This is a genomic window from Enemella evansiae (genome assembly GCF_004362375.1).
Classification (GTDB): domain Bacteria; phylum Actinomycetota; class Actinomycetes; order Propionibacteriales; family Propionibacteriaceae; genus Enemella; species Enemella evansiae.
Map to the genome: position 1 here is coordinate 416,514 of NZ_SNXA01000009.1, position 26,252 is coordinate 442,765.

Annotated in this window: 28 protein-coding genes; 17 read left to right on the forward strand and 11 right to left on the reverse strand. The window is 68.4% G+C overall.

The window, feature by feature from the left end; translation table 11 throughout:
• Positions 1 to 562 precede the first annotated feature (562 nt).
• The 4 genes from dnaB (at position 563) to C8D81_RS10040 (ending at position 3,868) form a co-directional block, all read left to right on the forward strand.
• Complete coding sequence (dnaB, locus tag C8D81_RS10025) at positions 563 to 1,876, forward strand: replicative DNA helicase (protein ID WP_229119460.1); 1,314 nt, start codon at positions 563 to 565, stop codon at positions 1,874 to 1,876.
• 92 nt (positions 1,877 to 1,968) lie between these two features.
• Positions 1,969 to 2,865, forward strand: a complete 897-nt coding sequence (locus C8D81_RS10030; RefSeq protein ID WP_094405889.1) for a sugar phosphate isomerase/epimerase family protein — start codon at positions 1,969 to 1,971, stop codon at positions 2,863 to 2,865.
• Positions 2,866 to 2,942: 77 nt separating this feature from the next.
• A complete protein-coding gene (locus C8D81_RS10035; RefSeq protein ID WP_094405888.1) occupies positions 2,943 to 3,365 on the forward strand; it encodes a hypothetical protein in 423 nt (140 codons plus the stop codon).
• A gap of 59 nt (positions 3,366 to 3,424) precedes the next feature.
• Positions 3,425 to 3,868: a hypothetical protein gene (locus C8D81_RS10040; RefSeq protein ID WP_094405990.1), complete on the forward strand. Its 444-nt coding sequence runs from the start codon at positions 3,425 to 3,427 to the stop codon at positions 3,866 to 3,868.
• Here C8D81_RS10040 and C8D81_RS10045 read toward each other — a convergent pair.
• Entirely contained in the window at positions 3,861 to 4,727 is an 867-nt protein-coding gene (locus tag C8D81_RS10045; RefSeq protein ID WP_094405887.1) for a LysR family transcriptional regulator, read from the reverse strand. The two genes, C8D81_RS10040 and C8D81_RS10045, sit on opposite strands and share 8 nt — an antisense overlap.
• 61 nt (positions 4,728 to 4,788) lie before the next feature.
• Here C8D81_RS10045 and C8D81_RS10050 point away from each other — a divergent pair, with 61 nt between their 5' ends.
• Positions 4,789 to 5,778 (forward strand): aldo/keto reductase, encoded by a 990-nt coding sequence (locus tag C8D81_RS10050; RefSeq protein WP_094405886.1) that lies wholly within the window; start codon positions 4,789 to 4,791, stop codon positions 5,776 to 5,778.
• Between the two features lie 28 nt (positions 5,779 to 5,806).
• Here the strand turns inward: C8D81_RS10050 and C8D81_RS10055 are convergent, their stop codons facing one another.
• The gene (locus C8D81_RS10055; protein ID WP_094405885.1) at positions 5,807 to 8,170 is read right to left on the reverse strand and encodes an arylsulfatase; all 2,364 of its coding nucleotides are present in this window, start codon (positions 8,168 to 8,170) and stop codon (positions 5,807 to 5,809) included.
• Between the two features lie 3 nt (positions 8,171 to 8,173).
• On the reverse strand, positions 8,174 to 9,502 hold the full coding sequence (locus C8D81_RS10060; protein ID WP_094405884.1) for an MFS transporter: 1,329 nt from the start codon (positions 9,500 to 9,502) through the stop codon (positions 8,174 to 8,176).
• Between the two features lie 104 nt (positions 9,503 to 9,606).
• Between C8D81_RS10060 and C8D81_RS21945 the strand changes: the two genes are divergently transcribed.
• The 4 genes from C8D81_RS21945 (at position 9,607) to C8D81_RS10080 (ending at position 11,808) form a co-directional block, all read left to right on the forward strand.
• Complete coding sequence (locus C8D81_RS21945) at positions 9,607 to 9,813, forward strand: helix-turn-helix domain-containing protein (protein WP_094405883.1); 207 nt, start codon at positions 9,607 to 9,609, stop codon at positions 9,811 to 9,813.
• On the forward strand, positions 9,753 to 10,364 hold the full coding sequence (locus C8D81_RS10070) for a LysR substrate-binding domain-containing protein (RefSeq protein ID WP_166646757.1): 612 nt from the start codon (positions 9,753 to 9,755) through the stop codon (positions 10,362 to 10,364). Before C8D81_RS21945 ends, C8D81_RS10070 begins: the two co-directional genes overlap by 61 nt.
• Positions 10,365 to 10,427: 63 nt before the next feature.
• Positions 10,428 to 11,318 (forward strand): SDR family NAD(P)-dependent oxidoreductase, encoded by an 891-nt coding sequence (locus C8D81_RS10075; RefSeq protein WP_094405881.1) that lies wholly within the window; start codon positions 10,428 to 10,430, stop codon positions 11,316 to 11,318.
• Between the two features lie 13 nt (positions 11,319 to 11,331).
• Positions 11,332 to 11,808, forward strand: coding sequence for a MerR family transcriptional regulator (locus C8D81_RS10080; RefSeq protein WP_094355265.1), 477 nt, complete (start codon positions 11,332 to 11,334; stop codon positions 11,806 to 11,808).
• A gap of 5 nt (positions 11,809 to 11,813) precedes the next feature.
• Here the strand turns inward: C8D81_RS10080 and C8D81_RS10085 are convergent, their stop codons facing one another.
• Together C8D81_RS10085 and C8D81_RS10090 are read right to left on the reverse strand one after the other, a co-directional pair.
• The gene (locus C8D81_RS10085) at positions 11,814 to 13,220 is read right to left on the reverse strand and encodes a DHA2 family efflux MFS transporter permease subunit (RefSeq protein ID WP_094405880.1); all 1,407 of its coding nucleotides are present in this window, start codon (positions 13,218 to 13,220) and stop codon (positions 11,814 to 11,816) included.
• Complete coding sequence (locus tag C8D81_RS10090; RefSeq protein WP_094405879.1) at positions 13,217 to 13,834, reverse strand: NADPH-dependent FMN reductase; 618 nt, start codon at positions 13,832 to 13,834, stop codon at positions 13,217 to 13,219. The genes C8D81_RS10085 and C8D81_RS10090 overlap by 4 nt, the downstream gene beginning before the upstream one ends.
• 70 nt (positions 13,835 to 13,904) lie before the next feature.
• Here C8D81_RS10090 and C8D81_RS10095 point away from each other — a divergent pair, with 70 nt between their 5' ends.
• Complete coding sequence (locus C8D81_RS10095) at positions 13,905 to 14,501, forward strand: TetR/AcrR family transcriptional regulator (protein ID WP_094402931.1); 597 nt, start codon at positions 13,905 to 13,907, stop codon at positions 14,499 to 14,501.
• Positions 14,502 to 14,586: 85 nt separating this feature from the next.
• Here the strand turns inward: C8D81_RS10095 and C8D81_RS10100 are convergent, their stop codons facing one another.
• A complete protein-coding gene (locus C8D81_RS10100) occupies positions 14,587 to 15,228 on the reverse strand; it encodes a maleylpyruvate isomerase family mycothiol-dependent enzyme (protein WP_094405878.1) in 642 nt (213 codons plus the stop codon).
• A gap of 83 nt (positions 15,229 to 15,311) precedes the next feature.
• A complete protein-coding gene (locus C8D81_RS10105; RefSeq protein ID WP_094405989.1) occupies positions 15,312 to 16,292 on the reverse strand; it encodes an aldo/keto reductase in 981 nt (326 codons plus the stop codon).
• A gap of 79 nt (positions 16,293 to 16,371) precedes the next feature.
• Here C8D81_RS10105 and C8D81_RS10110 point away from each other — a divergent pair, with 79 nt between their 5' ends.
• A complete protein-coding gene (locus C8D81_RS10110; protein WP_094355270.1) occupies positions 16,372 to 16,704 on the forward strand; it encodes an ArsR/SmtB family transcription factor in 333 nt (110 codons plus the stop codon).
• 1 nt (position 16,705) lies between these two features.
• A complete protein-coding gene (locus tag C8D81_RS10115) occupies positions 16,706 to 17,194 on the forward strand; it encodes an SRPBCC family protein (protein WP_094355271.1) in 489 nt (162 codons plus the stop codon).
• A 13-nt stretch (positions 17,195 to 17,207) separates the two neighbouring features.
• Here the strand turns inward: C8D81_RS10115 and C8D81_RS10120 are convergent, their stop codons facing one another.
• The gene (locus C8D81_RS10120; RefSeq protein WP_094405877.1) at positions 17,208 to 18,917 is read right to left on the reverse strand and encodes an FAD-dependent oxidoreductase; all 1,710 of its coding nucleotides are present in this window, start codon (positions 18,915 to 18,917) and stop codon (positions 17,208 to 17,210) included.
• A 159-nt stretch (positions 18,918 to 19,076) separates the two neighbouring features.
• Complete coding sequence (gene erm / locus C8D81_RS10125) at positions 19,077 to 19,838, reverse strand: 23S ribosomal RNA methyltransferase Erm (RefSeq protein WP_094405876.1); 762 nt, start codon at positions 19,836 to 19,838, stop codon at positions 19,077 to 19,079.
• Positions 19,839 to 20,095: 257 nt separating this feature from the next.
• Between erm and C8D81_RS10130 the strand changes: the two genes are divergently transcribed.
• Entirely contained in the window at positions 20,096 to 20,386 is a 291-nt protein-coding gene (locus tag C8D81_RS10130; protein WP_094405875.1) for an ArsR/SmtB family transcription factor, read from the forward strand.
• Position 20,387: 1 nt separating this feature from the next.
• On the forward strand, positions 20,388 to 20,777 hold the full coding sequence (locus C8D81_RS10135) for a VOC family protein (RefSeq protein ID WP_094405874.1): 390 nt from the start codon (positions 20,388 to 20,390) through the stop codon (positions 20,775 to 20,777).
• Positions 20,778 to 20,831: 54 nt separating this feature from the next.
• On the opposite strand, the gene helR is transcribed toward C8D81_RS10135, so the two are convergent.
• Positions 20,832 to 22,985, reverse strand: a complete 2,154-nt coding sequence (helR, locus tag C8D81_RS10140; RefSeq protein ID WP_094405873.1) for an RNA polymerase recycling motor ATPase HelR — start codon at positions 22,983 to 22,985, stop codon at positions 20,832 to 20,834.
• A gap of 111 nt (positions 22,986 to 23,096) precedes the next feature.
• Here helR and C8D81_RS10145 point away from each other — a divergent pair, with 111 nt between their 5' ends.
• Positions 23,097 to 23,429, forward strand: a complete 333-nt coding sequence (locus C8D81_RS10145; protein ID WP_094405872.1) for a YnfA family protein — start codon at positions 23,097 to 23,099, stop codon at positions 23,427 to 23,429.
• A 93-nt stretch (positions 23,430 to 23,522) separates the two neighbouring features.
• Here the strand turns inward: C8D81_RS10145 and C8D81_RS10150 are convergent, their stop codons facing one another.
• Positions 23,523 to 24,209 (reverse strand): GntR family transcriptional regulator, encoded by a 687-nt coding sequence (locus C8D81_RS10150; protein ID WP_208109211.1) that lies wholly within the window; start codon positions 24,207 to 24,209, stop codon positions 23,523 to 23,525.
• Between the two features lie 148 nt (positions 24,210 to 24,357).
• Between C8D81_RS10150 and C8D81_RS10155 the strand changes: the two genes are divergently transcribed.
• Together C8D81_RS10155 and C8D81_RS10160 are read left to right on the forward strand one after the other, a co-directional pair.
• Positions 24,358 to 25,260 carry a fumarylacetoacetate hydrolase family protein gene (locus tag C8D81_RS10155; RefSeq protein WP_094405871.1) on the forward strand — a complete coding sequence of 301 codons (903 nt, stop codon included), beginning with the start codon at positions 24,358 to 24,360 and terminating at the stop codon, positions 25,258 to 25,260.
• Positions 25,257 to 26,177, forward strand: a complete 921-nt coding sequence (locus tag C8D81_RS10160; RefSeq protein ID WP_094405870.1) for a VOC family protein — start codon at positions 25,257 to 25,259, stop codon at positions 26,175 to 26,177. Before C8D81_RS10155 ends, C8D81_RS10160 begins: the two co-directional genes overlap by 4 nt.
• Positions 26,178 to 26,252 lie beyond the last annotated feature (75 nt).

The window sequence follows — 26,252 nt, forward strand, 5'->3', positions numbered from 1 at the left end:
CAAGACCTGGTCAGTTGATCACGGGCTGGGCCGGAGGAGTGTCCATGATCGTCAAGTTATGCACAGGTCGGCCCCAATCCCACACGCCTCAGGGCGCTGTCAAGCCCGCTCGGCGTGTCCCGAAGTCCCCAAAAATCGGTTCAAGATTTTCTTTCATCCACCGCCATTCTCGGGCGTTTCTGCTTGTCAGAGCGATGTTACTGGTGAGACTCCAGACTTACCCACAGGTCCATCCCCAGACCGTGCACAACTCCGCGCGGGGTTCACACAGGCTGTCCACATGCCCTGTGGATAACTTGGTTTCGGTCGGGCCCTCGGAGGGCGTACGGTGTCGGGGTCCGGTCCGCAGAACGGGACCACCAGGGGCTCCCGATGACACGCGCGGGAGCGTACGCGAACGAGTGTCAGTGGTCCCGGTTAGCGTCGAGAACATGCATCAGATCTGCCCGTGGGAGGTTGTGTGAGCACCGAGGTCTCCGACGACCTGGAGAGTGATTTCCGACCCGGACCCGGACCCGGACCCAGTGATCGCGCCCAGCGTGCCGAGCGGGCCGCCGGTGGCATCGACCGGACCCCGCCCCAGGACAATGAGGCCGAGCAGTCGGTGCTGGGCGCGATGCTGATGAGCAAGGATGCGATCGCCGATGTGCTCGAGGTGCTCAAGGGTGTCGACTTCTATGCGCCCAAGCACGAGTTCATCTTCGATGCGATCCTCGACCTCTACGGCCGCGGTGAGCCGGCCGATGCGGTGACGGTGGCCAACGAGCTGAGCCGCACCGGGCAGCTGCAGCGGGTCGGCGGCCACCCCTACCTCTATGACCTGCTCGCCTCGGTGACGATCGCCGCGAACGCCGGCTATTACGCCCAGATCGTGCGCGACAAGGCGATCCTGCGGCGGCTGGTGGAGGCCTCGGTGAAGATCGCCCAGCTGGGGTACGCCGGCGAGGGCGATGTCGCCGAGATCGTGGACCGCGCCCAGGCGACGGTCTATTCGGTCAACGACGGCAAGTCCAGCGAGGACTACCAGCCGCTCGCCGACATCATGGAGGCCACCCTCGACGAGATCGAGGCGATCGGCTCCCGCTCCGGCGACATGGCCGGCGTGCCGACCGGTTTCGTCGAATTGGACGAATTGACCAATGGATTGCACGGCGGACAAATGGTCATCCTGGCCGCCAGGCCTGCCGTCGGGAAATCAACTTTGGGCCTTGATTTCGCCCGCGCCTGCTCGATCAAACACGGCCTTTGCTCGGCAATTTTCTCCTTGGAAATGAGCAAGGTCGAAATCGTGATGCGCCTCCTTTCGGCCGAGGCGCAGATCCCGTTGAACCACATCCGCAAGGGCACGATGAACGAGGACGACTGGCAGCGGCTGGCCAGCAAGATGGCGGCGATCTCGGAGGCGCCGCTGTTCATCGACGACTCGCCCAACCTGACGATGATGGAGATCCGCGCGAAGGCCCGCCGGCTCAAGCAGCGGCACCAGCTCAAGCTGATCGTGATCGACTACCTCCAGCTGATGAGCTCCGGCAAGCGCGTCGAATCCCGCCAGCTCGAGGTCTCAGAATTCTCCCGCCAGATCAAATTGCTGGCGAAAGAATTGGAAGTTCCGGTCGTCGCGATGTCGCAGCTCAACCGTGGCCCGGAGCAGCGGACCGATAAGAAGCCGATGGTCTCCGACCTCCGCGAATCGGGATCGCTGGAGCAGGATGCCGATATCGTCATCCTGCTTCATCGCGAAGATATCTACGACAAGGAGTCCGCGAGACTGGGCGAAGCCGACTTCATCGTCGCCAAGAACCGTAACGGCCCCACCCGGACCATCGTGACGGCCTTCCAGGGCCACTACTCACGGTTCATCGACATGCAGCACTGACGGCCGGGGCACGCGTGTCCGGATGCGCGCGTGAATCACGTCGCGCCCGGGCAAGAAGCCCGGTGCCGGCGCCTATCCGATAGGAAGGAACCATGACCGACACCGCACCGACCGCTGCTCCGACCAACAAGCTCGGCGTCCACGCCCTCGTCTGGGTCGGCGATACCTCTCCCGAGAGCGTCGAGACCGCCGTCAAGCAGACGGCTGCCGCGGGCTACGACATCCTGGAGTTCTCGCTGCACGACTCGGTGAACCTGGATCAGCGGGCGACCCGTGAGCTCCTCGAGGCGAACGGGCTCGGCACGGTGTGCTCCCGCGGCCTGGCCAAGGACGCCGATGTCTCGAGCGAGGACCCCGCGGTGGTGGCCCGCGGTCAGCAGTTGCTCCAGGATTCGCTGGAGGTGACCGCCGGCATCGGCGGCACCATCCTCACCGGCGCGCTCTACAGCGCGTTCGGGAAGGCACCCGGCCCGCTCAGCAAGGCCGGCCGGGACAACGTCGTCGGTGTCCTCAAAGAGTTCGCCGCCGAGGCCGCCAAGGTGGGTGTCACCCTCGGCCTGGAGGTCTGCAACCGCTACGAGACCAATGTGGTGAACACCGCCCAGGACGCGCTGCGGCTGGCCGACGACATCGGTTCCGACAACGTGATGATCCACCTGGACAGCTACCACATGAACATCGAGGAGAAGGACTTCGCCTCCCCGATCATCGAGGTCGGCGACCGGCTCGGCTACGTCCACATCGGCGAGAACGATCGCGGCTACCTCGGCTCCGGCCACCTCGACCTCCCCGCACTGTTCGAGGCCCTCGCCACGATCGACTACCGCGGCGCGGTCACCTTCGAATCCTTCTCCTCCGCCGTGCTCTCCCCCGGCCTGTCCAACGATCTGGCGATCTGGCGGAACCTGTGGGACGACGGCTTCGACCTGGCCACCCACGCCCGCGAGTTCATGGCGGCAGGGCTCGCCGCACCGACAACCGGGCGCTGACGACTCCGCTCAGATTTCTTGTGGATAACCCCGTTCCGGCCCGGACACGGGTGCCCCGGGCGAACCAGACTCGAGGCATGACTTTCGAACAGCTCAAGGAAAACTGGAACACCCGACCGATCACCGACAGCAACCTCGCCGACGTCGTCGACCTCTTCCTCGCCCTCCGCGACCGGCACCGCAACAGCCTGCTGCTGCTGATCACCGACGACGCCGGCCGCCCCATTCCGACACCGATCATGCTCAACGAGGTCGACTGGCACATCGACCCGACGCAGGACCGGAACTTCATCGAGTTCCTGACCATGATCGCCGACCACGGCAGCGGCGTACTCGTCGGGATCGGCCACCCGCAACCGGGTGTCACCCTCGACGACCTGCGCTGGCGCGCCGCCCTGGCGAAGATCCTGCCGCGGATCGGGTTGCACCCACTCGGCTTCTTCACCGGCGACATGGACACGGTGGTGCCGATCCCCGACAGCGCGGACCTGGCCGCCTGAGGCGTACGCCGATCGGGCGCCTCCCGCGCAGGCAGAGACGCACGCCTAAAATGGCGGCCATGAATCTCACCGATCTTCCGCTGCGCGCGACCACCGGCGCCTTCATCCTCAACTCCGGGCTGACCAAGCTGCAGGGCGACGAGGCGACCGCTCAAGGGATCCACGGGATGGCCTCCACCGCCTACCCGGCGTTCAAGGACATGGACCCCAAGCAGTTCCTCAAGCTGCTCGGCGCCGGCGAGACCGCGCTCGGCGCGCTGCTGCTGGCCCCGCCGGTCTCCGGCACGGTTGCCGGGCTCGGCCTGCTCGGCTTCGGCGCCGGTCTGATGGGGCTCTACTTCAAGGTCCCGGGAATGCGGCAGGAGGACGGCATCCGCCCGACCCAGCAGGGCACCGCGATCGCCAAGGACTCCTGGCTCGTCGGCGCCGGGGCCACCCTCGTCCTGCAGAGCCTGGCCACCAAGCGGCGCAAGGCCCGCAAGGAGCGCAAGCTCATCAAGTGACCCGACCGGGGAACGCCGCCAGGTACGCCTCGGCGTTCCCGCTCACCCGGGTGGCGGTGCACAGCACCAGCCGAGCCGGTTCGAGGTCGCGGATCGGGATCGCCGCGACCTCGGATCGGCGATACAGCTCACCGTTGCCCTGCGCGATGATCGCGATGCCCAGCCCCGCATTGACCGCCTCGAAGGTCTCATCGGCGTTCTCGGCCTCCGCCGCGATCCGGGCCGCCACACTCCGCCGATCCGCCGCCAACCAGTAGTCCCGCACCACCCCGGCCGTGGCCGGCAGCGCGATCACCGGGTCGTCGGCGATCTCGGCGAAGTCGACGGCCGCCCGACCGGCCAGCCGATGGTTGGCCCCGACGATCACCGACCGCGGTTCCTCCCGGAGCACCCGCAGCGCGGTCACCCCGTCGGGCACCGGCTCCCACAGCAGCCCCAGATCCGTCGCACCGTCGACCAGGCCGGCGGTCGGGTCGGTCCAGGGCACCAACCGGACCGAGATCTGCCAACGCCCCGGATCCAATACCTCGGTCAGTTCGGCGACCACACCCCGACCGACCGCGGTCTGCAAGCCGATCCGCAACACCCCGGGCGCGGCTGCGGCCTGCGCCGCCCGGAGCCCGTCGGACCAGTCGGCGAGCAGGATCCGGGCCCGCGCGATCAATACCTCCCCGGCCGGTGTCAGCGAGACGCCGCCGGGTCGGCGTACGAAGATCTCGAAACCGACCTGCCGCTCCAGTGCCCGCACCTGCTTGGACACCGTCGGTTGCGCGATGTAGAGCCGGTGCGCCGCGGCCGTCACGTTCAGTTCGTCTGCCACCGCGACCGCGTACCGCAGATCACGCAGGTGAATGTCCATAGCCAAAGGCTATGCCGACGACTCTTGGACAGCCCGGGTCGAGCGCACCGAGCCTTGGACCATGACATCTGCGAACCGCACTCTCGGCGACCTCAGCACCTCAGCCATCGGCTACGGCGCGATGGTCCTCTCCCCCGGCATGTACGGCCCGATCGATGACGAGTCCGCCGCCCTCGCGCTGGCCGCCGCCGTCGACGCCGGCTGCACCCTGATCGACACCAGCGACGGTTACGGCACCGGCGGCCACAACGAACAGCTCGTCGGCCGAGCGGTCCACGACCTCGGCGACCGGGTCCAGGTGGCCACCAAGTTCGGCTTCCTGCTGCAACCCGGTGCCGAACCGCACACCTTCCCGGTGCGCTACGAGTTCGGCCAGCTTGCCGTGAACACCGACCCACGCCACGTCCGGGCGTACGCCGAGGCCAGCCTGCGGCGTCTCGGGCGGGACGTCATCGATCTCTACTATCCGCACTTCCCCGATCCGCAGATTCCCTATGCCGACACGATCGGTGCGGTCGCCGACCTGATCGACGCCGGCCTGGTCCGGCACCTCGGTGTCTCCAACGTGACCGCCGCCCAGCTCCGGGAGGCGCACGCGATCCATCCGGTCGCCGCCGTGCAGACCCAGTGGTCGATGTGGGCACCGATCGATCCCGAGCTGTACGCCGCAGCGCGCGAGCTGGGCGTCGGGGTGACGGCCTGGTCCCCGGTCGGCGGCGGTTTCCTCACCGGGCAACTGCCCGAGCTGGCGGCCGACGACTTCCGCAGGGCGATCCCGCGGTTCAGCGCCGAGAATCTGGCGACCAACCGCGACCGGTATGCCCCGATCCGCGAGCTCGCCGCCGGGCTGGGTATCACCCCGGGGCAACTCGCCCTGGCCTGGCTCCTCGATCAGTACCCGCATGTCGTCCCGATGCCGGGCAGCCGGACTCCGGCGCACATCCGCGAAAATGCTGCTGCAGCACAGATCGCGCTGGATGCGGAGACCCGCTCCGCGCTGACCGCGGCGCTTGCCGAGATCCGACCGGCAGGCGAGGTGAGCGTGCTCTGAGCGGGCAGTACCTGTCGGTCACCCGCCATCACTCGTGGACCAGCTGGGCCACCCGTTCGATGTCGATCAGCACCTCGGGGTCGTAATCGGCCTTCGCCCCGGGCAGATAGCGCACGGCGCGAAGTCCTCCCTGGTAACGGAATGCGCCGTGCACGCGATGGAGCTCCCAGTCGACCGGACCACCGCGATCGACACCGACACTGATCCCGGTGAACGGCGCCAGTCCGCACAGCTGCCGGACCACCGGCACCTCGACCGAGCGGCCACCGGCGGACAGGGTGACCGACCAGCAGACCCCCGGCAGCGCCTCGAATCGCAGCCGGACGTCCTCGACACCGGCCGGATCGAGCGGTAGCGCGACCCGATGCATCGTGCCGTATTCGTTGTAGCTGAAGCAGATCTCGTCGTCGCGGACGAACAGCACGTAACCGCCGCCCTGATCACCGTGGGAGACCAGCACCCCGCTGTCACCGGGGCGTACCGTGGCATCGATCTCGATGTCGAAGGACCGGAACTTGGTCAGTTTGCTGGATCGGAACCGCTCCAGGGTCGGGGTGAACGCCAACAGCTCGACGGGCCGCTCCAGCAATTCCTCGGTGGAGGGGCGCTGCCGGCTCAACGATCCGTCGTCGTTGATCGGGAACACCGTGTTGTACCAGGCGGTGCGGGTCCACTGCTCGGCCAGCTGCCGGGTCAGCTCCGGCAGGCTTTCGGCCAGATCGCGGGTCTCGGTCGGGTCGCTGGCCACGTCGTAGAGCTGCCAGCGACCGTCCGCCCAGTCCGGACTGCTGCCCAGCAGTGCACTGACCACCTTCCAGCCGTCCCGGACGAAGGCCCGCCGACCCTGATACTCGGTGTACTGGGCGACGTGCCGGGTGTCCTCCTCGGCGTCCTGCAGCACGGGTACGAAGGAGGCTCCGTCCCGCTCCGGTGCGGGCCGCCCGTGCCGCTGCTGCAAGGGGCTCACCCCGGCCAGCTCCAGCACCGTCTCGCCGATGTCGGTGACATAGGTGAACTGGTCCCGGACGCCGGGATCTCCTTCCTGCCTTGGCATTCCGGCCGGCCAGGAGACGATCATCGGGACCCGGATCCCGCCGGCGTGGGCGAAGAACTTGTAGAGCCGGAACGGCGTGTTCGAGGCGTACGCCCAGCCGCGCGGATAGTGGACGGTGGTCTGCGGCCCGCCGATCAGCTCCGGGTCGCGCGGCTGGTGCTGCTGCCACCAGTCGGGTAATTGCGCGCTCTGCGCGAAGTGGCCGAAATAGCTGCTGGTGCCGACCGGCCCACCCTCACCGGTGGCGCCGTTGTCGGAGGTGAAGACGATGATGGTGTTGTCGAGCTCACCCAGGTCCTCGAGCACCCCGAGCAGGCGGGCCAGGTTCTGGTCGACGTTGTCGACCGCTGCCGCGTACACCTCCATGTAGCGGGCGAAGAGCTCCCGATCCTCCTCGCTCAGCTCGTCCCAGGCGGGCACCTCCGCCCCGGGCTCGGTGTTGCGGGGTGCGTTCACCGTGCCCTCCGGGAACAACCCGTCCGCCAGCTGGCGGCGGAACCGTTCGTCGCGGACCCGATCCCAGCCGAGGTCGTAGCGGCCGCGGTATTTCGCGATGTCCGCGGGCTTGGCCTGCAGCGGACCGTGCACCGCCTGGTGCGCGAAATAGAGCAGGAAGGGCTTGTCGGGATCGTTGCCGCGCAGCCCCTTGATCATGTCGATCGCGTTGTCGGTCAGATCATCGGTGAGGTAGTAGCCCTCGGGATACTCATCGATGACCAGCGCCTGGTTGTCGCGGACCAACCGGTGCGGGTGATGCAGCGAGGTGCAGCCGTCCAGGCAGCCGTAGTACTGGTCGAAGCCGCGCTGCAGCGGCCACGAGCTGCGATCGGCGGCGTCGTGCTGGTTGGCCTCCTTGGTGAGGTGCCACTTCCCGACCATGTAGGTCGCATAACCCGCCGCCCGGAAGCTCTCGGCCAGCGTCGGTACGTCGTCGGCGAGTTCCAGGGTGGCGCCCGGAAAGCCCGGATCGGAGTGCGCGACGGAGGCGAAGCCGGCGCGGTGCGGGTTGATGCTGGTCAGCAACGCGGCGCGGGCCGGTGAGCAGACCGGCGGCGTCTGGTAGTTGGTGAAGCGGTAGCCGCGCTCGGCCAGGCCGGCCAGCGCCGGGGTGGCGATCTCCCCGCCGAAGGGGGCGATGTCGCTGAACCCCATATCGTCCATCAGCATCACCACCACGTTCGGTGCACCCTGCCGGGCGCGTACCGGGGCCGGCCAGGCCGGGGTGGATCGGGAGGCGAACTCGTCGACCACCCCGGCGAAACCCTCGTAACCGCGATGGGCGTGGCCGTTGGCGTGCACCCGCGGTGCGGTGGGTGTGGTGTCCCCGTCGTGCGGCATAGGTCAGATCCTCCTCAGATCCTTGTCCCGTCCCTCGCGGCTGAGCAGGACGGCCAGACCGGAGATCAGCAGGGTGGCCATCCAGGCGATGCCCAGGACCAGAATGTTGCCACCGGTCAGCAGCAGGACACCGGTCGCGGCCATCGGGGTGAGACCGCCGGCGATGGCGCCCGCGCCCTGATAGGCGACCGAGGCGCCGGTGTAGCGCAGCCTGGTCGGGAAGAGTTCGGCGACGTACGCCCCGAACGGGCCGATGATCAGGCCCTGGCAGAGCTGGCCGAGGATCACCGCGGCACCGTAGCCGAGGACGGTTCCGGTGCTGGTCAACCAGACGATCGGCAGCGCCGAGAGCACGGCCGCACCGACGCCGGCGAGCAGCACCGGGCGGCGGCCGAACCGGTCGCTCAGTCGGGCACCGAGGATGATGGTCAGCAGGGCACCCACGGCGCCGATCGCCTTGGCGTTCAGCACCCCGGTCTGATTGGCGCCGTTCTGGACCGCGAAGGAGACCGCCCAGACCGTCACCATGCCCGAGAGGGTGAAGATGCTCATCGCGGCCAGGAAGCCGAGCAGCAGGGCGCGCGGGCTGTGCACGAACAGTTCGACGACCGGGGTCTTGCGCTCCTCGACCTTCGCCTCGAGTTCCTGGAACAGCGGGGATTCGGAGACCTTCAACCGGATCACCAGGCCGACCGCGATCAGCAGTGCGCTGAGCAGGAACGGGATCCGCCAGCCCCAGGCCAGGAACTGCGCGCGGGGCAGCAGGGTCATCGCGCTGAACAGCAGGGTGGCGCTGAGTACGCCGACCGGGCCGCCCATGTTGGCGAAGCTGGCCGCGAAGCCCCGTTTGCGGTCGGGGGCGTGCTCGAGCGCCATCAGCACCGCACCGCCCCATTCACCGCCCAGCGCCAGCCCCTGGACGATCCGCAGCACGACCAGCAGGATCGGGGCCAGCATGCCGATCTGCGCCGATCCCGGCAGCAGACCGATCGCTACGGTGCCGACGCCCATCATCAGCATCGAGATGACCAGCACCGTCTTGCGGCCCACCAGGTCACCGAAGTGGCCGAAGATGACGCCGCCCAGGGGCCGGGCGAAGTAGCCGACCGCCAGGGTTCCGAAGGATGCGAAGGTGGCGACCCCGGGGCTGCTGCCGGCGAAGAAGAGCGGACCGAAGACCAGAGCGGCCGCCATGGCGTACAGCAGGAAGTCGTAGTACTCGATCGCACTGCCCATGAAGCTGGACGCGAGGATCCGGCGCATCTCCGCAGGACTGGCCGTTCTCGGCTGCGCGGATGTCTCGGCGACGGGAACGTCGGCGTTGTTGGTCATGCCCCACCTCTTTGTGATCGACCGGTTTCGACACGACTAGAGTGCGAGGCGAACAGAGTTGTGTAAAACACAAGTAATGTAGATCAGATTTCGGGAAATCAGCTATGGATGTCACGCTCCGACACCTGCAGTACCTGCTGGCGGTCGCCGACCAGGGCAGCGTCAAGGCCGCGGCGCAGGCGTGCCACGTCTCACCGAGCAGTGTTTCGCTCGCCCTGGACGACCTGGAGCGATCAATCTGTCGGTCTGGTTGCTGCCCCGCCTGCTCGATCGGTTCAGCCGGGACTATCCGCAGGTCCAGGTCCGGTTGAGCGAGGGCAGCCCGCACGCCATCCAGGAGCAGTTGGTCGACGGCGCCCTGGACGCGGCCTTCATCCAGCGCAGCCAGACCTGGCGCGAATTCGACACCACACCGATCGTGCCGCTGCACGTCTACGCCGTCCTCTGGCAGGGGCATCCGCTCTCCGTGCGCGACACGGTGAGCCTGGTCGACCTGAAGGACGAACCCGCGATCCTGATCGGTTACGAGCCGGCGATGAGCAACGCCCGTGCCATGTTCCGGGCGGCCGGTGTCGAACCGTGGATCCGCTGGACCGGTGAGAATGTGGAAATGGTGCGTTCCCTGGTCGCCCGCCGTCTCGGCTATTCGCTGATGGTCGGTCGGCCGCTCGGCGGCAGCAGCTATGAGGGTCTCCCGCTCATCCACCGTCGGCTGAAGGAGTCGGCCACCGACAACTTCGTTGACATCGCCACCCCACGCAACCTGACCCGGACCAAGGTGACCGAAGCCCTGATTTCTGTGTGTCAGCAGGAATTCTCACCACTGGCGCCGCCCACGGAGTACAGCGACCGACAGGCCTGAGGCGGATCGGTTCCGCGCTGCGTCTTGCCTTCGAGCGCGCTTCAATCTTTAGCGTCTGGTGTCATGACACAGACACAGCAGACCGAACAGACCCCGCACCGCACCTGGCTGATCACCGGCGCGACCTCCGGGATCGGCCGGGCTCTCGCCGAGGCCGCACTGGATGCCGGGGAGAATGTCGTCGGCACCGCCCGGCGGATCGAGCGGTTCACCGGCTGGACCGAGCCGCATGGGGACCGATTCCTGCCGGTCGCCCACGACGTCCGCGACACCGATGCGGCCGCCGCGGTCGTCGCACAGGGAATCGAGCGGTTCGGCGGAATCGACGTGCTGGTGAACAATGCGGGTGTCGGGCAGGTCGGCGCCGCCGAGGAGGTGAGCGACGACCAGTTGCGGGACATGCTCGCCCAACACCTGTTCGGCCCGGCAGCGCTGGTCCGGGCGGTGCTGCCGGCGATGCGGGCCACCGGTCGCGGTGCGATCGTGCAGGTGAGCAGCCAGGGCGGCCGGATGTCGTTCCCGGGCGCGGGATCCTATTCGGCCGGCAAGTTCGCCCTGGAGGGCTGGTCGGAGGCACTGGCCGGTGAGGTACGCGGTTTCGGGATCCGGGTGCTGATCGTCGAACCGAGTCGGTTCCGGACCGGCTTCAACGATGACGATGTGCTGCTCAATGCCACCGAGAGCGAGGCCTATGACCAGGTGCTCGGCGCTGTGCGCACGGAGTTGCGGTCCGTCGCGGGCAGCCAGGAGGGCGATCCGGTGCGAGGGGCCGGGATCATCCGGGAGGTGCTGGCACTGCCCGAGACGCCGTTGCGGCTGCCGCTCGGCGCGGAGGCGGTGCGCAATCTCGCTGAGGCGTACCGGCAGGGAATCGCGGAGCTGGATCGCACGGCGGCGTTCGCCGAGGCCGCCGACTTCCCCGATGCACCGCCCTCACAGCGGGCGTTCCGCTGACTAGAGTGCAGGCATGTCCACCGACGCCCTGATCACCCGGTTGCTGGACGATGCGGAGCAGACGCCGTCGTCCTCGACGATCGACGCGCTGCACACCCTGCTGGACGATTCCACCCTGGAGGCGTCGGCGGCACCGAAGAGTGTCGCCGACGCCGCCCGGACGGTCGGACTGTCCACCTCGACGCTGCGCTACTACGAGAATCAGGGGCTGGTACGCCCGCAGCGCAACCTCTCCGGTTATCGCGAGTACACCCCGAAAGACCTGCGCCGGTTGATCTTCCTGACCCGGATGCGACTGTCCGGGATGAGCATGAGCGACCTGAAGAGCTACATCGAACTGGTCGACCAGGGCCCGGCCACGATCCCCGACCGTCGCCGACTGATGCTTGACCATCGCGCCAGAATCGTCCGCCAGCAACGAGAACTCGCGCTCGCACTGGAGGCAACCGACTACAAGATCACCACCTACGGCGGCCATCCCGAGGGGTGAGTCCCTCACGCCGGGTGGTCGCCCGCCCGGCTGCTCCGGATCAGGAGGGCGCCGATCGTGCACCCGACGGCGCTGACCACCAGTGCCATCGCGGCCTGACTGAACGCGGCGGCCGGATCGGCCGGAGTGCGGGCGATCAGCACCGCACAGATCGCGCCGCCGAGCGAGCCGCCGACGCGTTGCAGGATGTTGACCTGGGTGATCGCATCCGGCAGTCGGTTCGCCGGAACTGCCTGGTAGGCGGCGATTCCGGCGGGCATGGCCACCAGGTTGACCGCCGCCCCGAAGCCGACCAGCAGCACCTGCACCAACCACAACGGTGCCGTCACCGGCAACCAGATCAACGGCAGGGTCGTGGCCAGGGCGAGCAGTGCGCCGACCAACGCCACTGGCGCCGGCCCGCTGCGATCCACCCAGCGGCCGGTGAGCGGAGCGGTGATCGAGGTCGCGGCGGCCACCCCGATCAGGCTGATACCGGCCTGGAACGGGCTCTGGCCCCGGCCCAGTTGGAAATAGAGGGCGAACAGCACTCCGCTGCCGAAGATCAGCACCCCGGAGAAGAAGGCGGTGATCGCACCGGCACGGAAGGCGCCGAGGCGATACAGACCGACATCGAACAGCGGCTGGGCGGAGCGCAGGCTGACCAGCACGAATCCAGCCAGAGCGAGGATCGCGAGTGCGGCGACCCCCAGCACGCCGGCATCCAGGTGGCCGGTGTCACCCCACCGGGTGGTCGCATAGACCAGCGCCGGCAGACCGACCGCGATCAGGACCAGGCCGGTACGGTGCAGCGGCTGGGTGTTGCTGGACTCGCCGCGCGGGATCAGTCGCCGGCCGAGCAGCAACCCGGTGGCCCCGATCGGCAGGTTGATCACGAACAGCCAGGGCCAGGGGGCGTACCGCAGGATCACTCCGCCGAGCAGGGATCCGATTGCCGGGGCCGCGCTGACCGCGATCCCGAGCGTACCCATCGCACGCCCCAGTCGTGCCGGCCCGACTGCCTGGCCGAGCACGGTCTGCCCGGTGGGGATGAGGATTCCGCCCGACAGGCCCTGCAGCACCCGGGCCACGATGAGCAGTTCCACGCTCGGGGCGAGCGCGCAGCCGAGCGACGCGATCGTGAACGCCGCCAGCGCGAGCAGCCACAGACGGCCGCTGCCGAGACGCCGGGACAACCAACCGGCCGCCGGCAGCGACACCGCGAGCGCGAGCAGATAGCCGCTGGCGACCCACTGGGTGAGTGACAGCGGGGCACCCAGGGATCGGCTCATGGTGTCCAACCCGACGTTGACGATGGCGGCATCCAGACCGCTGGCGAAGGCCCCGAGAACGATCACCCAGCACAACCGCCAGGTCCGCGCGTCGATCGGCTCCAGCTCGGCACGGGCGCCCGACGCGGTTCTCGCGCTCACACCGAGGCCCGCGATCGCAACCCGCGCAGGGCATTCGCCCAGTCGACGATCTCGTCGAGCATGCGCTCCAGCACCGCGCCGTGGTGTCCACCCGGTGCCAGCTCGCCGACCTCGAGCATGTCGGGCAGCTCGAAGTCGCTGAACAGATTCAGTGCGACCTGACTGCGCACGGTGGCTACCTTGACCTCCGCCAGCGACAGCCGGAGCTGCTCGACCGCGCGTACGCCGCCGGTCAAGCCATAGCTGACAAAACCGGCGGCGCGGTCGTTCCACTCCGCGAACAGATAGTCGATCGCGTTCTTCAGCGAGGCCGGCATCGCATGGTTGTACTCCGGGGTGACGAAGACGAATCCGTCACAGCGACCGACCTGCTCGGCCCAGCGCAGGGTGTGCGGTCGGGTGTATTGCCCGATGGCCGCCGGCACGGGTTCGTCGAGCAGCGGCAGCTCGAAGTCGGCAATGTCCAGAAGTTCGATGCTCGCCCGGCCGTCGAGGTACTGCTCGGCGCAATGCCGCACCCAGTCGGCGACCAGCCGGGACCGGCGGCCGGGCCTGGTGGAACCGACGACGATCGCGATCCGGGGAAGTTCAGTGGGTTCGGTGTCGATACTCATGCAGACTAAAGTACAACGTTCATTGCACTATGTACAATGGGTGTTGCAGTTTGGTCGAGGGAGGCTTCCGATGCGTGAGGACAAGCAGCAGGCGTTGCTGCGCGGCGCCCTGCGGGTCTTCGCCCGGGACGGATACACCCGAGCGAGCATTCAGACGCTGGCGGCCGAGGCCGGGGTGTCCACGCGCACGATCTACAACCAGTACGGCAACAAAGAGGCCCTGTTCCGCGCCGTCATCCTGGACAGCGCCCGACAGGTCGCGGAGCGGGAGAGCGCACTGGCGGATCGCCTGCTGGGCCGGATCACCGACCTGCGCGCGGATCTGATCGAGTTCGGCATCGCCTGGGCCACCCCGGATCCCGCATCGGCGGACCACTTCGCGATGGTGCGGCAGGTCCGCGCCGAGCAGGACCACATCGACCCCGAGGTGTTGGCGGCCTGGCAGCAGGCGGGCCCGGAACGGGTCGCCGGGGTGGTCGCCGGGCATCTCGCCGCGATGGCCGAGCGTGGACTGCTCCGGATCGACGATCCGGACCTCGCCGCGGTGCACCTGATCCAACTCACCGCGAACACCGTGCAGAGCATGCCGGCCGCCGCCGACCCCGAGCGCATCGTCACCGCCGGTGTCGATGCGTTCCTGCACGGATACGGCCGGTCAGCCGACTGACGGGGTGATCGCGCCGGCGGCTACCGAAGCGCCTCCTCCGGAATCACTTGCGCAGCGTTCCCCCGCGGCATCCCGCCAGACAGCGTCAGCGGCTCAATCGCTCCCGCAGGATCACCGCACCGGGTCCGCTGAGCTGATCGAGATACTGTGGCCGCCCGGCCAGGGTCATCATCAGCGCACGGGCCGGTCCGGTGACCTCCGGCCCCTCACCGGAGGCGAACGGGGCGTCGGTCGCCCGCAGCCCGAGACCACGGCTGGTACGTCGACTGGGCACCGTGAAATCCCTGCTCACATAGAAATCCAGCACAGCGGTGCCCGCGTCCGTGGACGGCGGCGCGTCGATGCCCAGCGGCCGGCGGATGTCCTCCCCGTGCACGAGGACCTCACCGAGGTAGGCCGCCAGGTCCTTGCTCGGGGCGATCCGCAGCTCGATCGACTCGCGGAATCGGGCGTACGTCCCGGCAGGGGTGTCACCGAGCTGCTCCCGCAAGCGCCGCGCGTTGTGCACCGCCGGCCGGAATCCGGACCCGACGATGCTGCGGATCCAGCGCCACTGACCGACGCGGGCGGCGGCGGTGAGATGGGCGAGCACCTGCTCGGTGTCCCATTCCCCGCACAGCGATCGCGTACGCCACTGCTGGCCCGTCACATCGGCCAGATCGTCGGCCAGCTGCCTGCGGGCGGCCCGGATCAGCTCCCAGTACTGGTCGGTGGTGGTGATCGGCACTGTTCGGCCCTCCGCTCGTTCTGGTCTCCCACCGAGTCTGGGAGATCGGGCGAGTGCTGCGCTTCTCCGTTCTTGCGCCTCGATCAGCGGGAGGTGGCGAAGGAGGCGTACCCGGTTCCCGAACCGCGCGGTACCACCTCATCGAGCGCCTCCAGGTCGGCGGCGCTCGGCTCCCACTCGATCGCCTCGACGTTGGCGGCGATCTGCTCGGGGCGGCTGATCCCGGAGATCACCGACCCCACCGCCGGCTGGGCCGCGAGGCCGCCCAGAGCCACGCTGAGCAAGGAGATCCCGCGCTCATCGGCGTACGCCTGCAGGGCCTCGACCTTATCGAAGTCGGCGCCCTGCAGCCGCGCTGCCTGGCTGTCGCCGGAGAGCCGGCTGCCCTCCGGGGCCTTCTCGCCCCGGCGGTACTTCCCGGTCAGCAATCCGTACGCCAGCGGGAAATACGGCAGGATGCCGATGCCCATCGCCCTACACGCCGGCACCAGCTCGGCCTCCGCGGACCGGTTGTAGAGCGAGTATTCGTTCTGCGCCGAGATGAACCGCTGCAGACCATTGGAGCGCGCGATCCAGTCGGCGTCCACGATCTCCCAGGCGGTGCGGTTCGAGGAACCGATGTGCAGCACCTTGCCCTCGGTGACCAGATCGTCGAGCACCTCGAGGGTCTCCTCCAGCGGCGTACCCCGATCCGGGGTGTGGAACTGGATCAGGTCGATGAAGTCGGTATCCAACCTGCGCAGGGATTCCTCGACCGCGACGCGGACATAGCGCCGGGATCCGCGGGCGCCGAAGTCGGGGCCGTTGGCGCCACCCATGTCCATGCCGAACTTGGTGGCGATCACGAATCGGTTCCGCCGCCCACGCAACGCCTGGCCGAGCAATCGCTCACTCTCGCCGCGGGAATAGGAGTCGGCGGTGTCGAAGAAGGTCACCCCGTGCTCCTCGGCGGCGTCGACGATCCGCACCACCTCCTCGGCCGAGGTCCGGGCGCCGAAGGAGTTGCACCCCACGCCCAGCGCGGAGACGACGAGCCCACTGTCACCAAGCCTGCGATAGTCCATGGTCCCGACGATAGCGCCGGCCGGTTCGGCGAACCGCACCCCTTGACAACGTACAACCACTTGGTTGTATGTTTGCGTCATGGCCAGCGTGGAGCAGGAGGACCGTATCGATGCGATCTTCCACGCGTTGGCCGATCGCACCCGGCGCGACATCCTGCGTCGGGTGCTGGCGGACGACCAATCGGTCACCAGCCTGGCAGCCAACTACGACATGAGTTTCGCGGCGGTCCAGAAGCATGTGGCGGTCCTCGAGAGGGCAGGGCTGATCACCAAACAACGCAGCGGACGGCAACAGCTGGCCAGCGGCCAGGTGACCGCGGTGCGTTCGGTGTTCGGCCTGCTCACCGAGCTCGAGGGGCACTGGCGGGGCCGCATCGACCGCATCGATCAACTACTGGGAGAGGAACCCTGACATGCCTGTCACCGACATCACCAAGAACACCGACGACAACAGCATCACCATCACCGCGGAGTTCGAGGCTCCCCTCGAGCGGGTCTGGCAGCTGTACGCCGACCCGCGCCAGCTGGAGCGGGTCTGGGGGCCGCCCACACATCCGGCCACCTTCGTCGAGCACGAGCTGCGCCCCGGGTCGCGGACCACCTACTACATGACCGGGCCGGAGGGGGAGAAGTACGCCGGTTACTGGCGGATCACCGAGGTGGACGAGCCGAACAGCTTCACCTTCGCCGATGGGTTCGCCGATCCGGAGGACTTCTCACCGAACACCGACCTGCCCGAGTCGCAGAACGTCTACCGCTTCGAATCCACCGCCGACGGCACCCGGGTGACCTTCCTCTCCAGCTACGCCACCAAGGAAGCGCTCGAGCAGGTGCTCGCGATGGGCATGGAGGAAGGCGCCACCCAGGCGATCAACCAGATCGACGCTTTCCTCGCCCAGTAAGGACTTCTGACGGTCAGGGAACCGGTTCCGGGGCGGGTGCGAGCCAGTCGTGGATGAGCGGCACGACGCTCGCCCCCTCACCGGTCGCCGAGGCGACCCGCTTCATCGACCCGGAGCGCACGTCGCCGACGCAGAAGATGCCCGGCACGCTGGTGGTGAGCACCGCCGGCGGCACACCGTCGATCCAGTCCGCCTGGGGCAGGTCGCGGCCGGTGACGACGAACCCGTGGTCGTCGCGGGCGACCTCGGGCGGCAGCCAGTTGCACTGCACCACCGCACCGAGCAGCAGGAACAACCCGCGCACCTCCTTGCGGCTCTGCTCACCGGTCCGGGTGTCCTCCAGCGTCACCCAGGACAACCGCTCGTCCTCATCGGCACCGCCATCGACCACGATCGCGTTGCCCACAACGGAAATCCGGGGATTGAACTCGATCTCTGAGATCAGATACTGCGACATCGTCTCCGACAGGTCGGCCCGGCGGACCACGATCGTCACCGAGCGGGCGAAGCGGGCCAGATGGACCGCGGCCTGACCGGCGGAGTTTCCGCCGCCGACCACGATCACGTCGACGTCCTCCATGTCCCGGGCGGCGGTCATCGCGGCGCCATAGTTGACGCCGTTGCCGACCAGCTCCTCGATCGATTCCACCCCGAGTCGGCGATAGCTCACCCCGGCCGCGACGACCACGGACCGGGCGGACACGTCACCACCCTCGGTGTGCACCACATGCGGACCGCCATTCGCGCTGATGGTGACCCCGGTCGCCGGCCACCCGGTGAAGAACCTGGTACCGAAGCGGATGGCCTGGTTGCGGGCCCGTTGGGCGAGCCGCATCCCGCTGATGCCACGGGGAAAGCCGAGATAGTTGCGGATCATCGAGGAGGTGCCGGCCTGCCCGCCGATCGCCTCCGCCTCCAGCGTCACCGTGCTCAGCCCCTCGCTGGAGGCGTACACCGACGCCGCCAGACCCGCCGGTCCGGCGCCGACGATGCAGACGTCGACACAGTGGGTCAGCTCGATCTCATCGGGTCGCCCGTAGAGCTGGATGGCCAGGTCGTGGACCGAGCGCGGTGCGCAGATCTGATCGTCGGCGAACACCTGCACCAGCGGGTACGCCTCGGGGTCGAGTCCCCACTGGGGAGCGTTGCCGCGGATCCGCTCCCCCGCCACGCTCTCGGGTGCGACCACACCGTTCGGGATGCCGATCCGGTCGAGGTAGTCGCGCAGCGCCAGGGTCAACCGATCCTGCCGCGGTGTGACGATCTCCACGGTCGCCACCTCCGGCGCGGCGACGGTCGAGCCCCAGTCCGACAACAGCTCCACGACCGCGCCGTGGTATTCCTCATCCCGCGGACCGCGCGGGGTGAGCAGGAAGGCGTCGTACTTGCCCTTGGCCAGCCCGTGCCGCAGCGGCTCGGCGTCGCTGCGGAAGTTCTGCCAGCGCGCGGTGACGATGCGGCGCGCCGTGGGCACCAGATGACGCAGCTTCGCGATGGCCTGATAGACGCTCTCCGCGGCGTTCGGGTCGACCACCCGCGAGTCGGCGACGAAGAGCGCGACCTGCCCGCCGTCGGCGAGGATCCGCTGCACGGCCTCGACGGCCTCGGGCAGTCCCGGTACGCCGACGACCTCGTATTCGCGGGCATAGCGGTCGAACTGGGACAGCAACTCGTCGAGGCCGACCCCGGCGACGATCACGATGCTCGGCATGCTGCGGTTCATGAACCGATGTTAGGCCCTCGACGACGCCTGACCGAGTGCTCATCGAGCAGCTCGGCATGCGGAGCGAAGCGAAGCAATGCCGAACTCACCCACGCTCATCGAGTAGCTCGGCATGCGGAGCGAAGCGGAGCAATGCCGAGCGTGTCGAGATGAATCGCCTCACAACCCGACCTGTTGCCGGTACGCCTCGGCCCAGTCCTCGGGGCGCAGGTCGCGTGGGAGCACCAGGCCCCGCCGACTTGTCCGGCGGCGGGCAATCCTGGTGGCCGTCGGGACCGGCACTCCGTTGCGTACCAGGATGTCCTGGATCCCTCGGCCCCGGCTCCCGAAGACCCGCGCGACCCAGGACTGGTACCGGCCGCGCTGCCGGATCGGGAGCAGCGGGTCGGTGCGCCGGTCGATGACGAGCAGGCCCGCATCGACCGAGGGGCGCGGCCGGAAGACGGCCGCCGGCACCCGGCGGTCCAGGCGGAAGTCGAACCAGGGCCACCACTGGGCGGTGAGCTGGGTGGCACCGCCGACACCGGCACGCTTGCGGGCGACCTCCCACTGGGTGAGCAGCACGGCCGCCTGCCAGCCGGGTGTGGAGAGCAGATGGCGCAGGATCGGGGTGGTCAGGTGGAACGGGATGTTCGAGACGACGACCGAGCCGGCGGGCGGGGCGTGCCGCAGGATGTCCCCTTCGCCGATGCAGACGTGCGGGCCGGTACGCCGGTCCAGCGCGCGAGCCCGCCGGCCATCGACCTCGATACCCTGCAGCGGTCGGCCAAGTGCGGCCAGCGGGAGGGTGAGCGCACCGTCCCCGGTACCCCATTCGACGATGTCACCGGGTCGTTGCCGGACCAGTTCGACGACGCGGGTGATGGTCGCGGGATCGGTGAGGAAGTTCTGACCGAGTTCATGGCGGCCGGTTCTGGGCATGGAAAAGCTCCTGTCCTGGAAGGGATTGGAGCCGGGCAGCACGAAGCGCCGCCCGGCAGGGATGCCGGATGGCGGCGCGGATGCGGTGAGGTTCAGCTGATCCGCGCCGTCAGCGGCGGCGGATCCGAACGACCGTCGTGCAGTTCATGTGGGTCAGGTTAGAGCACCCTCGCCTCGCTCGCACCCGCTTTTCCCCACGCTCATCGAGTGTCGAGACGAACTAGACACGCAAGCACACACTTGCCTATCATCGCACCGTGACCGACGTGTACGCCGCGATCGCGGATCCCAATCGGCGCCTGCTCCTGGACGAGCTGGCCCGGCGGGACGCACAGCCGTTGTTCGAGCTGTGCGCGCGACTGACGACCGTGCACGGGGTTCCCCTGTCCAGGCAGGCGGTTTCGCAGCATCTCGCGGTGCTGGAGGAGGCCGGCCTGGTCACCACCCGACGCGAGGGGCGGACGAAGCTGCACAGCTTCAACCCCGACCCCCTGCGCGAGATCACCGACCGATGGCCCCGGACCAGACAGCAACCAGCAGAGGAATGACATGCCCCGTATCACCGTGACCAGCGTCTTCGTCGACGACCAGGACAAGGCACTCGCCTTCTACACCAACAAGCTCGGATTCCAACCCAAGAACAACATTCCGCTGGGTGAGTTCAGCTGGCTGACCGTGGTCTCCCCCGAGCAGCCGGACGGCACCGAGCTGCTCCTCGAACCCGATCAGCACCCGGCCGCCAAGGCGTACAAGCAGGCGCTGGTCGCCGACGGCATTCCCGCCGCCCAGTTCGAGGTGGACGACGTCCGCGCCGAGTTCGAGCGGCTCCGCGATCTCGGCGTACGCTTCACCACCGAGCCCACCGAGATGGGCGATGTCACCGTCGCGGTCCTCGATGACACCTGCGGCAACCTCCTCCAACTGGCCCAGTTGAACTGAGCCCCACGCTGGTTGAGCGAGCAAGGAACGAGCGAGACGAAACCACCGGGGGAGTCACTCCAGGATGACCAGCTGCCCGGTGGCACGGGTCATCGCCACATATCGGTCGACCGCGCCCTGCGCACCGTCGCCGAAGTCACCGGGACGGATGAGCACGACCAGGTCGAACTCCAGACCCTTCGCCGTCGCCGGGGTGAGTGACCGCACCCGGTCCGCACCCGGATGGCTGGGATCGCCGATCACGCAGGCGATTCCGTCATCGTGGGCGGCCAGCCAGTCGGCGAGGATGCGATCCCGATCGGCCACCGCGCCGTGCACCACCGGCAATCCGTTGTCGCGGATGGATGTGGGCACATTCGCATCCGGCACGGCCGCCCGGATCACCGGCTCGGCCTCGGCCATCACCGCCTCGGGCGTGCGGTAGTTGACCGTCAGCGAATCGACGGTGATCTGGTCGAGGCCGATCCGGGTGAGCCGTTCGACCCAGCTCTCGCTGAAACCGTGCCGTGCCTGCGCCCGATCCCCGACGATGGTCAGACTGCGCGAGGGGCATCGGGCGAGCACCAGCTGCCACTGCGCATCGGTCAGCTCCTGGGCCTCGTCGACGACGACGTGGGCGAAGGGCCCAGCGAGCCGATCCGGTGCGTCCTCGGCGACCACCTCGTCGTCATCCAGGGCGCCCCGCAGGTCCTGGCCCCGCAGCATCGACATCACCTGCATCTCGGTCGGGTCGCTGGCGATCAGGTGCTGGATCACCTCATCCATCTCGGCCCGTGCGGCTGCCTGCGCCGCCTCCCGCCGGCGCAATCGGGCGGCGGCCCGCGGGTCACCGAGCCGGCGACGGGCGGCATCGAGCAGGGGCAGGTCGGCATCGGTCCAGGCGTACGCCTCGGCGCGCTGCAATCCGGCGATCTGGTCGGCCGACAACCACGGAGCGCAGCGCCGCAGATAGGCCGGTACCGACCACAGGTCGGCGATCAGGTCGGTGGGCTCCAACAACGGCCAGGCGGTCCGTACCATCTCGGCCAACTCCTCGTCGGCGCGCAGCAGCGCCGGCAACCGCGCCGCATCGACCTCCGCCTCCGCCAACTCGTCCGCCAGCTGGTCCGCCGCGAGCTCGCCGAGTGCGGACCACAGCTGCGCCCGGGCCTCATTGTGCGGGGTGCCCGGTTCCACCGCGGCGAACACATCCACCCAGTCCCGGCGACTGATCGAGACAGCGCCGATCGGCGTCTCCACCTCGATCGGTTCACCGGGTGGCTCCTCGTACAGCGCGACGGCCGGTTCGACCGCGTCCACCATCCGCGCCTCGGACTTCCACCGCGCGACCTCCGGATCCTGCTCCGGCACCGCCGCGCCCCCTTCGGGGACCAGTTCGCGCAGCGTGCAGGTCAGCACTCCCTCCTCACCCAGACTCGGCAGGACGTCGGAAACGTAGTCCAGATAGGGAATCGAGGGGCCGATGAACAGCACGCCACCGCGGCGGTGGCCGAGCCGCGGGTCGCTGTAGAGCAGGAAGGCGGTGCGATGCAGGGCGACCACGGTCTTGCCGGTACCGGGTCCGCCGTCGACCACCAGCGCCCCGCGCGAGCTCGCTCGGATGATCGCGTCCTGGTCGGACTGGATGGTCGCCAGCACGTCCCGCATCCGCTCCGAACGGGGCCCGGAAAGGCTTGCCACGAAGGCGGACTGGTCATCCAGGGCGGCATCGGTGCGCAACCCCTCCGCGGTGAACACCTCGTCCCAGAAGTCGGCGATCCGGCCCCCGGACCAGCGGTACCGACGGCGGCTGAGCAGACCCATCGGATCGGCGTGCGTCGCGGCGAAGAACGGCTCCGCGGCCGGCGTACGCCAGTCGACGAGCAACACAGCCCCGTCACGGTCGCGCATCCCGAGCCGACCGACGTAGGTCACCGTGCTGTCGGCGGCGGTCATCCGGCCCAGGCAGAGGTCCAGGCCGTAACGCTGCAGCAACCGCAGCTGGGCGGTCAGCCGGTGCACCTCCTGGTCCCGCTCCAGGGCCTGCGTGCCGCCGCGGGCCGGTGCGGCACGGGCGACCTGGAGGCGATCGGTCAGTGCGTCGGTCAGCGTGCCGAGGGTGGATCCGAGGGCGGCGAAGTGCAGCTCGTCGGTGGCTGTCAGTTCCGGATCCGCCTTGTGGGCAAGGCGTTCCGGCAGATCGAAGACATGGGTGGGGGCAGCGGTCACAAGTAGGCTCCTGGTCGGTGAGGCATCGATTGTGCGCCCTCACCAGGGCCTTGCGGCAAGACCCCTGCTCCGCTATACCTTGGAAATGCGAGGACTGCGAGACTTGACCGCATGATCATCGCCCGCTCCCTGATCCTCTTCGCCCTGGCCGCGCTGGCCGAGATCGGCGGCGCCTGGCTGGTCTGGCAGGGCATCCGCGAACACAGGGGTTGGATCTGGATCGGTTCCGGGGTGCTGGTGCTCGGCGTCTACGGATTCATCGCCACCCTGCAGCCCGATGCCCACTTCGGCCGCATCCTGGCCGCCTACGGCGGGGTGTTCGTGATCGGTTCGCTGCTGTGGGGGATGGCGATGGACGGCTTCCGCCCGGACCGGTTCGACATCATCGGCGCCCTGTTCTGCCTGGCCGGGGTCGGGGTGATCATGTACGCGCCGAGAGGGTGATCCCTCGACTCGTCGCTGCGCTCCTCTCTCGGGGAAACGGGGCTGATCCCTCGACTCGTCGCTGCGTTCCTCGCTCGGGAACTGGGTGAGGGGTCAGCTGGCCGCCGAGTCCGGACGGTCCTGGGCGAGCAGCGTCTGCAGGGTGCCCTCGTAGTGCTCGGCCAGGGCACGGCTGGCCGCCTTCGCGTCCCGGGCCAGCACCGCTTCCAGGATCCGCCGGTGTTCACCCGGCACGTCGCGCTCCTGGTCCTGGACCCCGGCCCAGCGGCGATAGAGCTCGGCGCTGTCCCGCAGCTCGTCGGTGATCTCCATCAACCGCGGGCTGCCGCAGCCGGCCAGCACCGCTCGGTGGAAGGCGGCGTGCGCGGTCTCCCACTCATCGGAGACCCGCACCGGCTCACCCGAACGCATCGGCGTACGTTCCAGGCGGTGATGGGCGGCCACCAGGGCGGACTCCCAGTCGACGCTGCCCCTGGCGACCGCCAGGCGTACCGCCACCGATTCGATCTCGATCCGGGTCGCGGTCAGGTCGCGCAGGTCCTCATCGGACAGGGCCGCCACGGTGAACCCGATCCGCGGCTCGCTGGTGACCAGCCGCTGCTCACAGAGCCGGGTCAGGGCCTCCCGCAGCACCCCGACGCTGGCGGCGTACCGTTCTGCCAGGGGCGCGAACTTGAGCCGGCTCCCGGGCGGGTGGACTCCGGCCAGGATGTCGGCGCGCAATCGGTCGTGCACCTCTTCGGTGCTGGCTCGGGCGCGGACCCGCTCGGTACTCGTCACAACTGGAGAGTCTAAATCAAATCGGTCCCAGAATCAGCAGATCCCGGAAACTTTCGAAAATATCTTGTATCTGCGAATAGGATCTGATGTACTCGAGAAGTGTCCGGTCGGTGTCGACCGGAATCGGCACAGAGGGAGAGATGTCACGATGAAAATTGCCAACCTCAACGGCCGCGCCGTCCTGGTCGCCCCGGACGGGACCGCCACCGATGTGCAGAAGGCCAGCGACGGCCGATTCGGCCCGTCGGCGGCGGATCTCTATCCGGTGTGGGCGGAGTTCAGCGACTGGGCGGCCACCGCCCAGGTCGGCGACGGTGAGCAGGTGCAGCCCGAGCAGCTCGGTGCGCCCTCGCCCGCACCCACCCAGATCGTCGCCTTCGGCATCAACTACGCCGAGCACGCCACCGAGTCGGGTTTCGACTCACCCGTCGCGCTGCCGCCGGTCTTCCCGAAGTTCGTCTCCAGCCTGAGCGGCCCGGTCACCACCGTCGCCCTTCCCGAGGGTGGGCAGACCGACTGGGAGGTCGAGCTGGTCGCGGTGATCGGCCGCGGCACCGAGGGCCGCACGATCAGCGAGGACGAGGCCTGGGATCACGTCGCCGGGGTCACCGTCGGTCAGGACATCTCCGATCGCGCGAGCCAGTTCTCCACTCCCGCCCCGCAGTTCGGGATGGGCAAGTCCTTCCCCGGCTTCGCGCCGACCGGCCCCTGGCTGGTGACCGTCGACGAGCTGCCCAACCGCGACGATCTCGAACTGCAGTGCACACTGGACGGCCAGACGATGCAGAAGGGCCGGACCAGCAATCTCATCTATTCCGTTCCGCAGCTGATCGCCGGCCTGTCCGGTGTGATCACTCTCTATCCGGGTGATCTGGTCTTCACCGGTACGCCGGAGGGCGTCGGTCTGGGTCGGGATCCGCAGGTGTTCATCCAGCCCGGCCAGGAGCTCGTGACCAGCATCGAAGGCATCGGCGAGTTGCGGCAGAAGTTCGTGGCCTCGGGTGAGGGTGGCGCCAAGCCGGTGCGCACCCTGAAGAAGGAGGGATCATGAGTCTGCACGGCCTCAGCCACATCGTGATGGGCGTGCCGAATGTCGAGGAGACGGCCGCCTACTACGAGGAGTTCGGGCTCGGTCGCGGTGAGCAGAATCGCTTCTCCACCAGAGATGGTGGCGAGCAGCTGCACATCGTCTCCGAACCGCGCCGGCGGCTGGTCGAACTCGGCGTACGCGCCGATGACCCCGACGACCTGGACCGGATCGCGGTCGCGCTGACCAAGCTCGGTTTCGAGCACGAGCGGCCCGATCCCGAGACGCTGACCTCGACCGATCCGGTCACCAACATCCGCGCGAAGATCAAGGTGGCCGAGCGGATCTCCCAGCAGAGCGAGCCGACCCCCTACAACGGGCCGGGTCGGATCGAGCGATACGGCCGCGCGCCGGGCATCGTGCGCGAGGATCGGGTACGCCCCCGCAAGCTCGGGCACGTGGTCTCGGGCACCGTCGATCTGCAGGCCACGACCCGGTTCCTGGTCGACGGTCTCGGTTTCCAGGTCTCCGACTACATCGGCGACAAGGGCGCGTTCCTGCGCTGCAGCAACGACCACCACAACTTCCTGGCGCTCGCCGCCCCGGTCAGCTATCTGCATCATTCGAGCTGGCAGGTGGACGACATCGACGATGTCGGCCGGGGGGCCACCGCGATGCTGGAGGGCAACCCGGAGCGGCACATCTGGGGGCTGGGTCGGCACTATGCCGGGTCCAACTTCTTCTGGTATCTCAAGGATCCCGCCGGGAACTTCTCCGAGTACTACTCCGATCTCGACGTGATCCCCGAGGACGAGATCTGGGACCCGCAGGTGATGGAGGGGGCCCAGGGGCTCTACAGCTGGGGTCAGCCGCCGCCCCCGTCCTTCCTGGCACCGGAGGATCTGGCCGCCCTGATGGTGGGTGCGCACAGCCCCCGGTGACCGAACTGACGGCGTCCACCCAGGGGTTCCTCCACCCCTGGGTGGATCTTCGTTCCGAGGCGACCGACCGGGGCC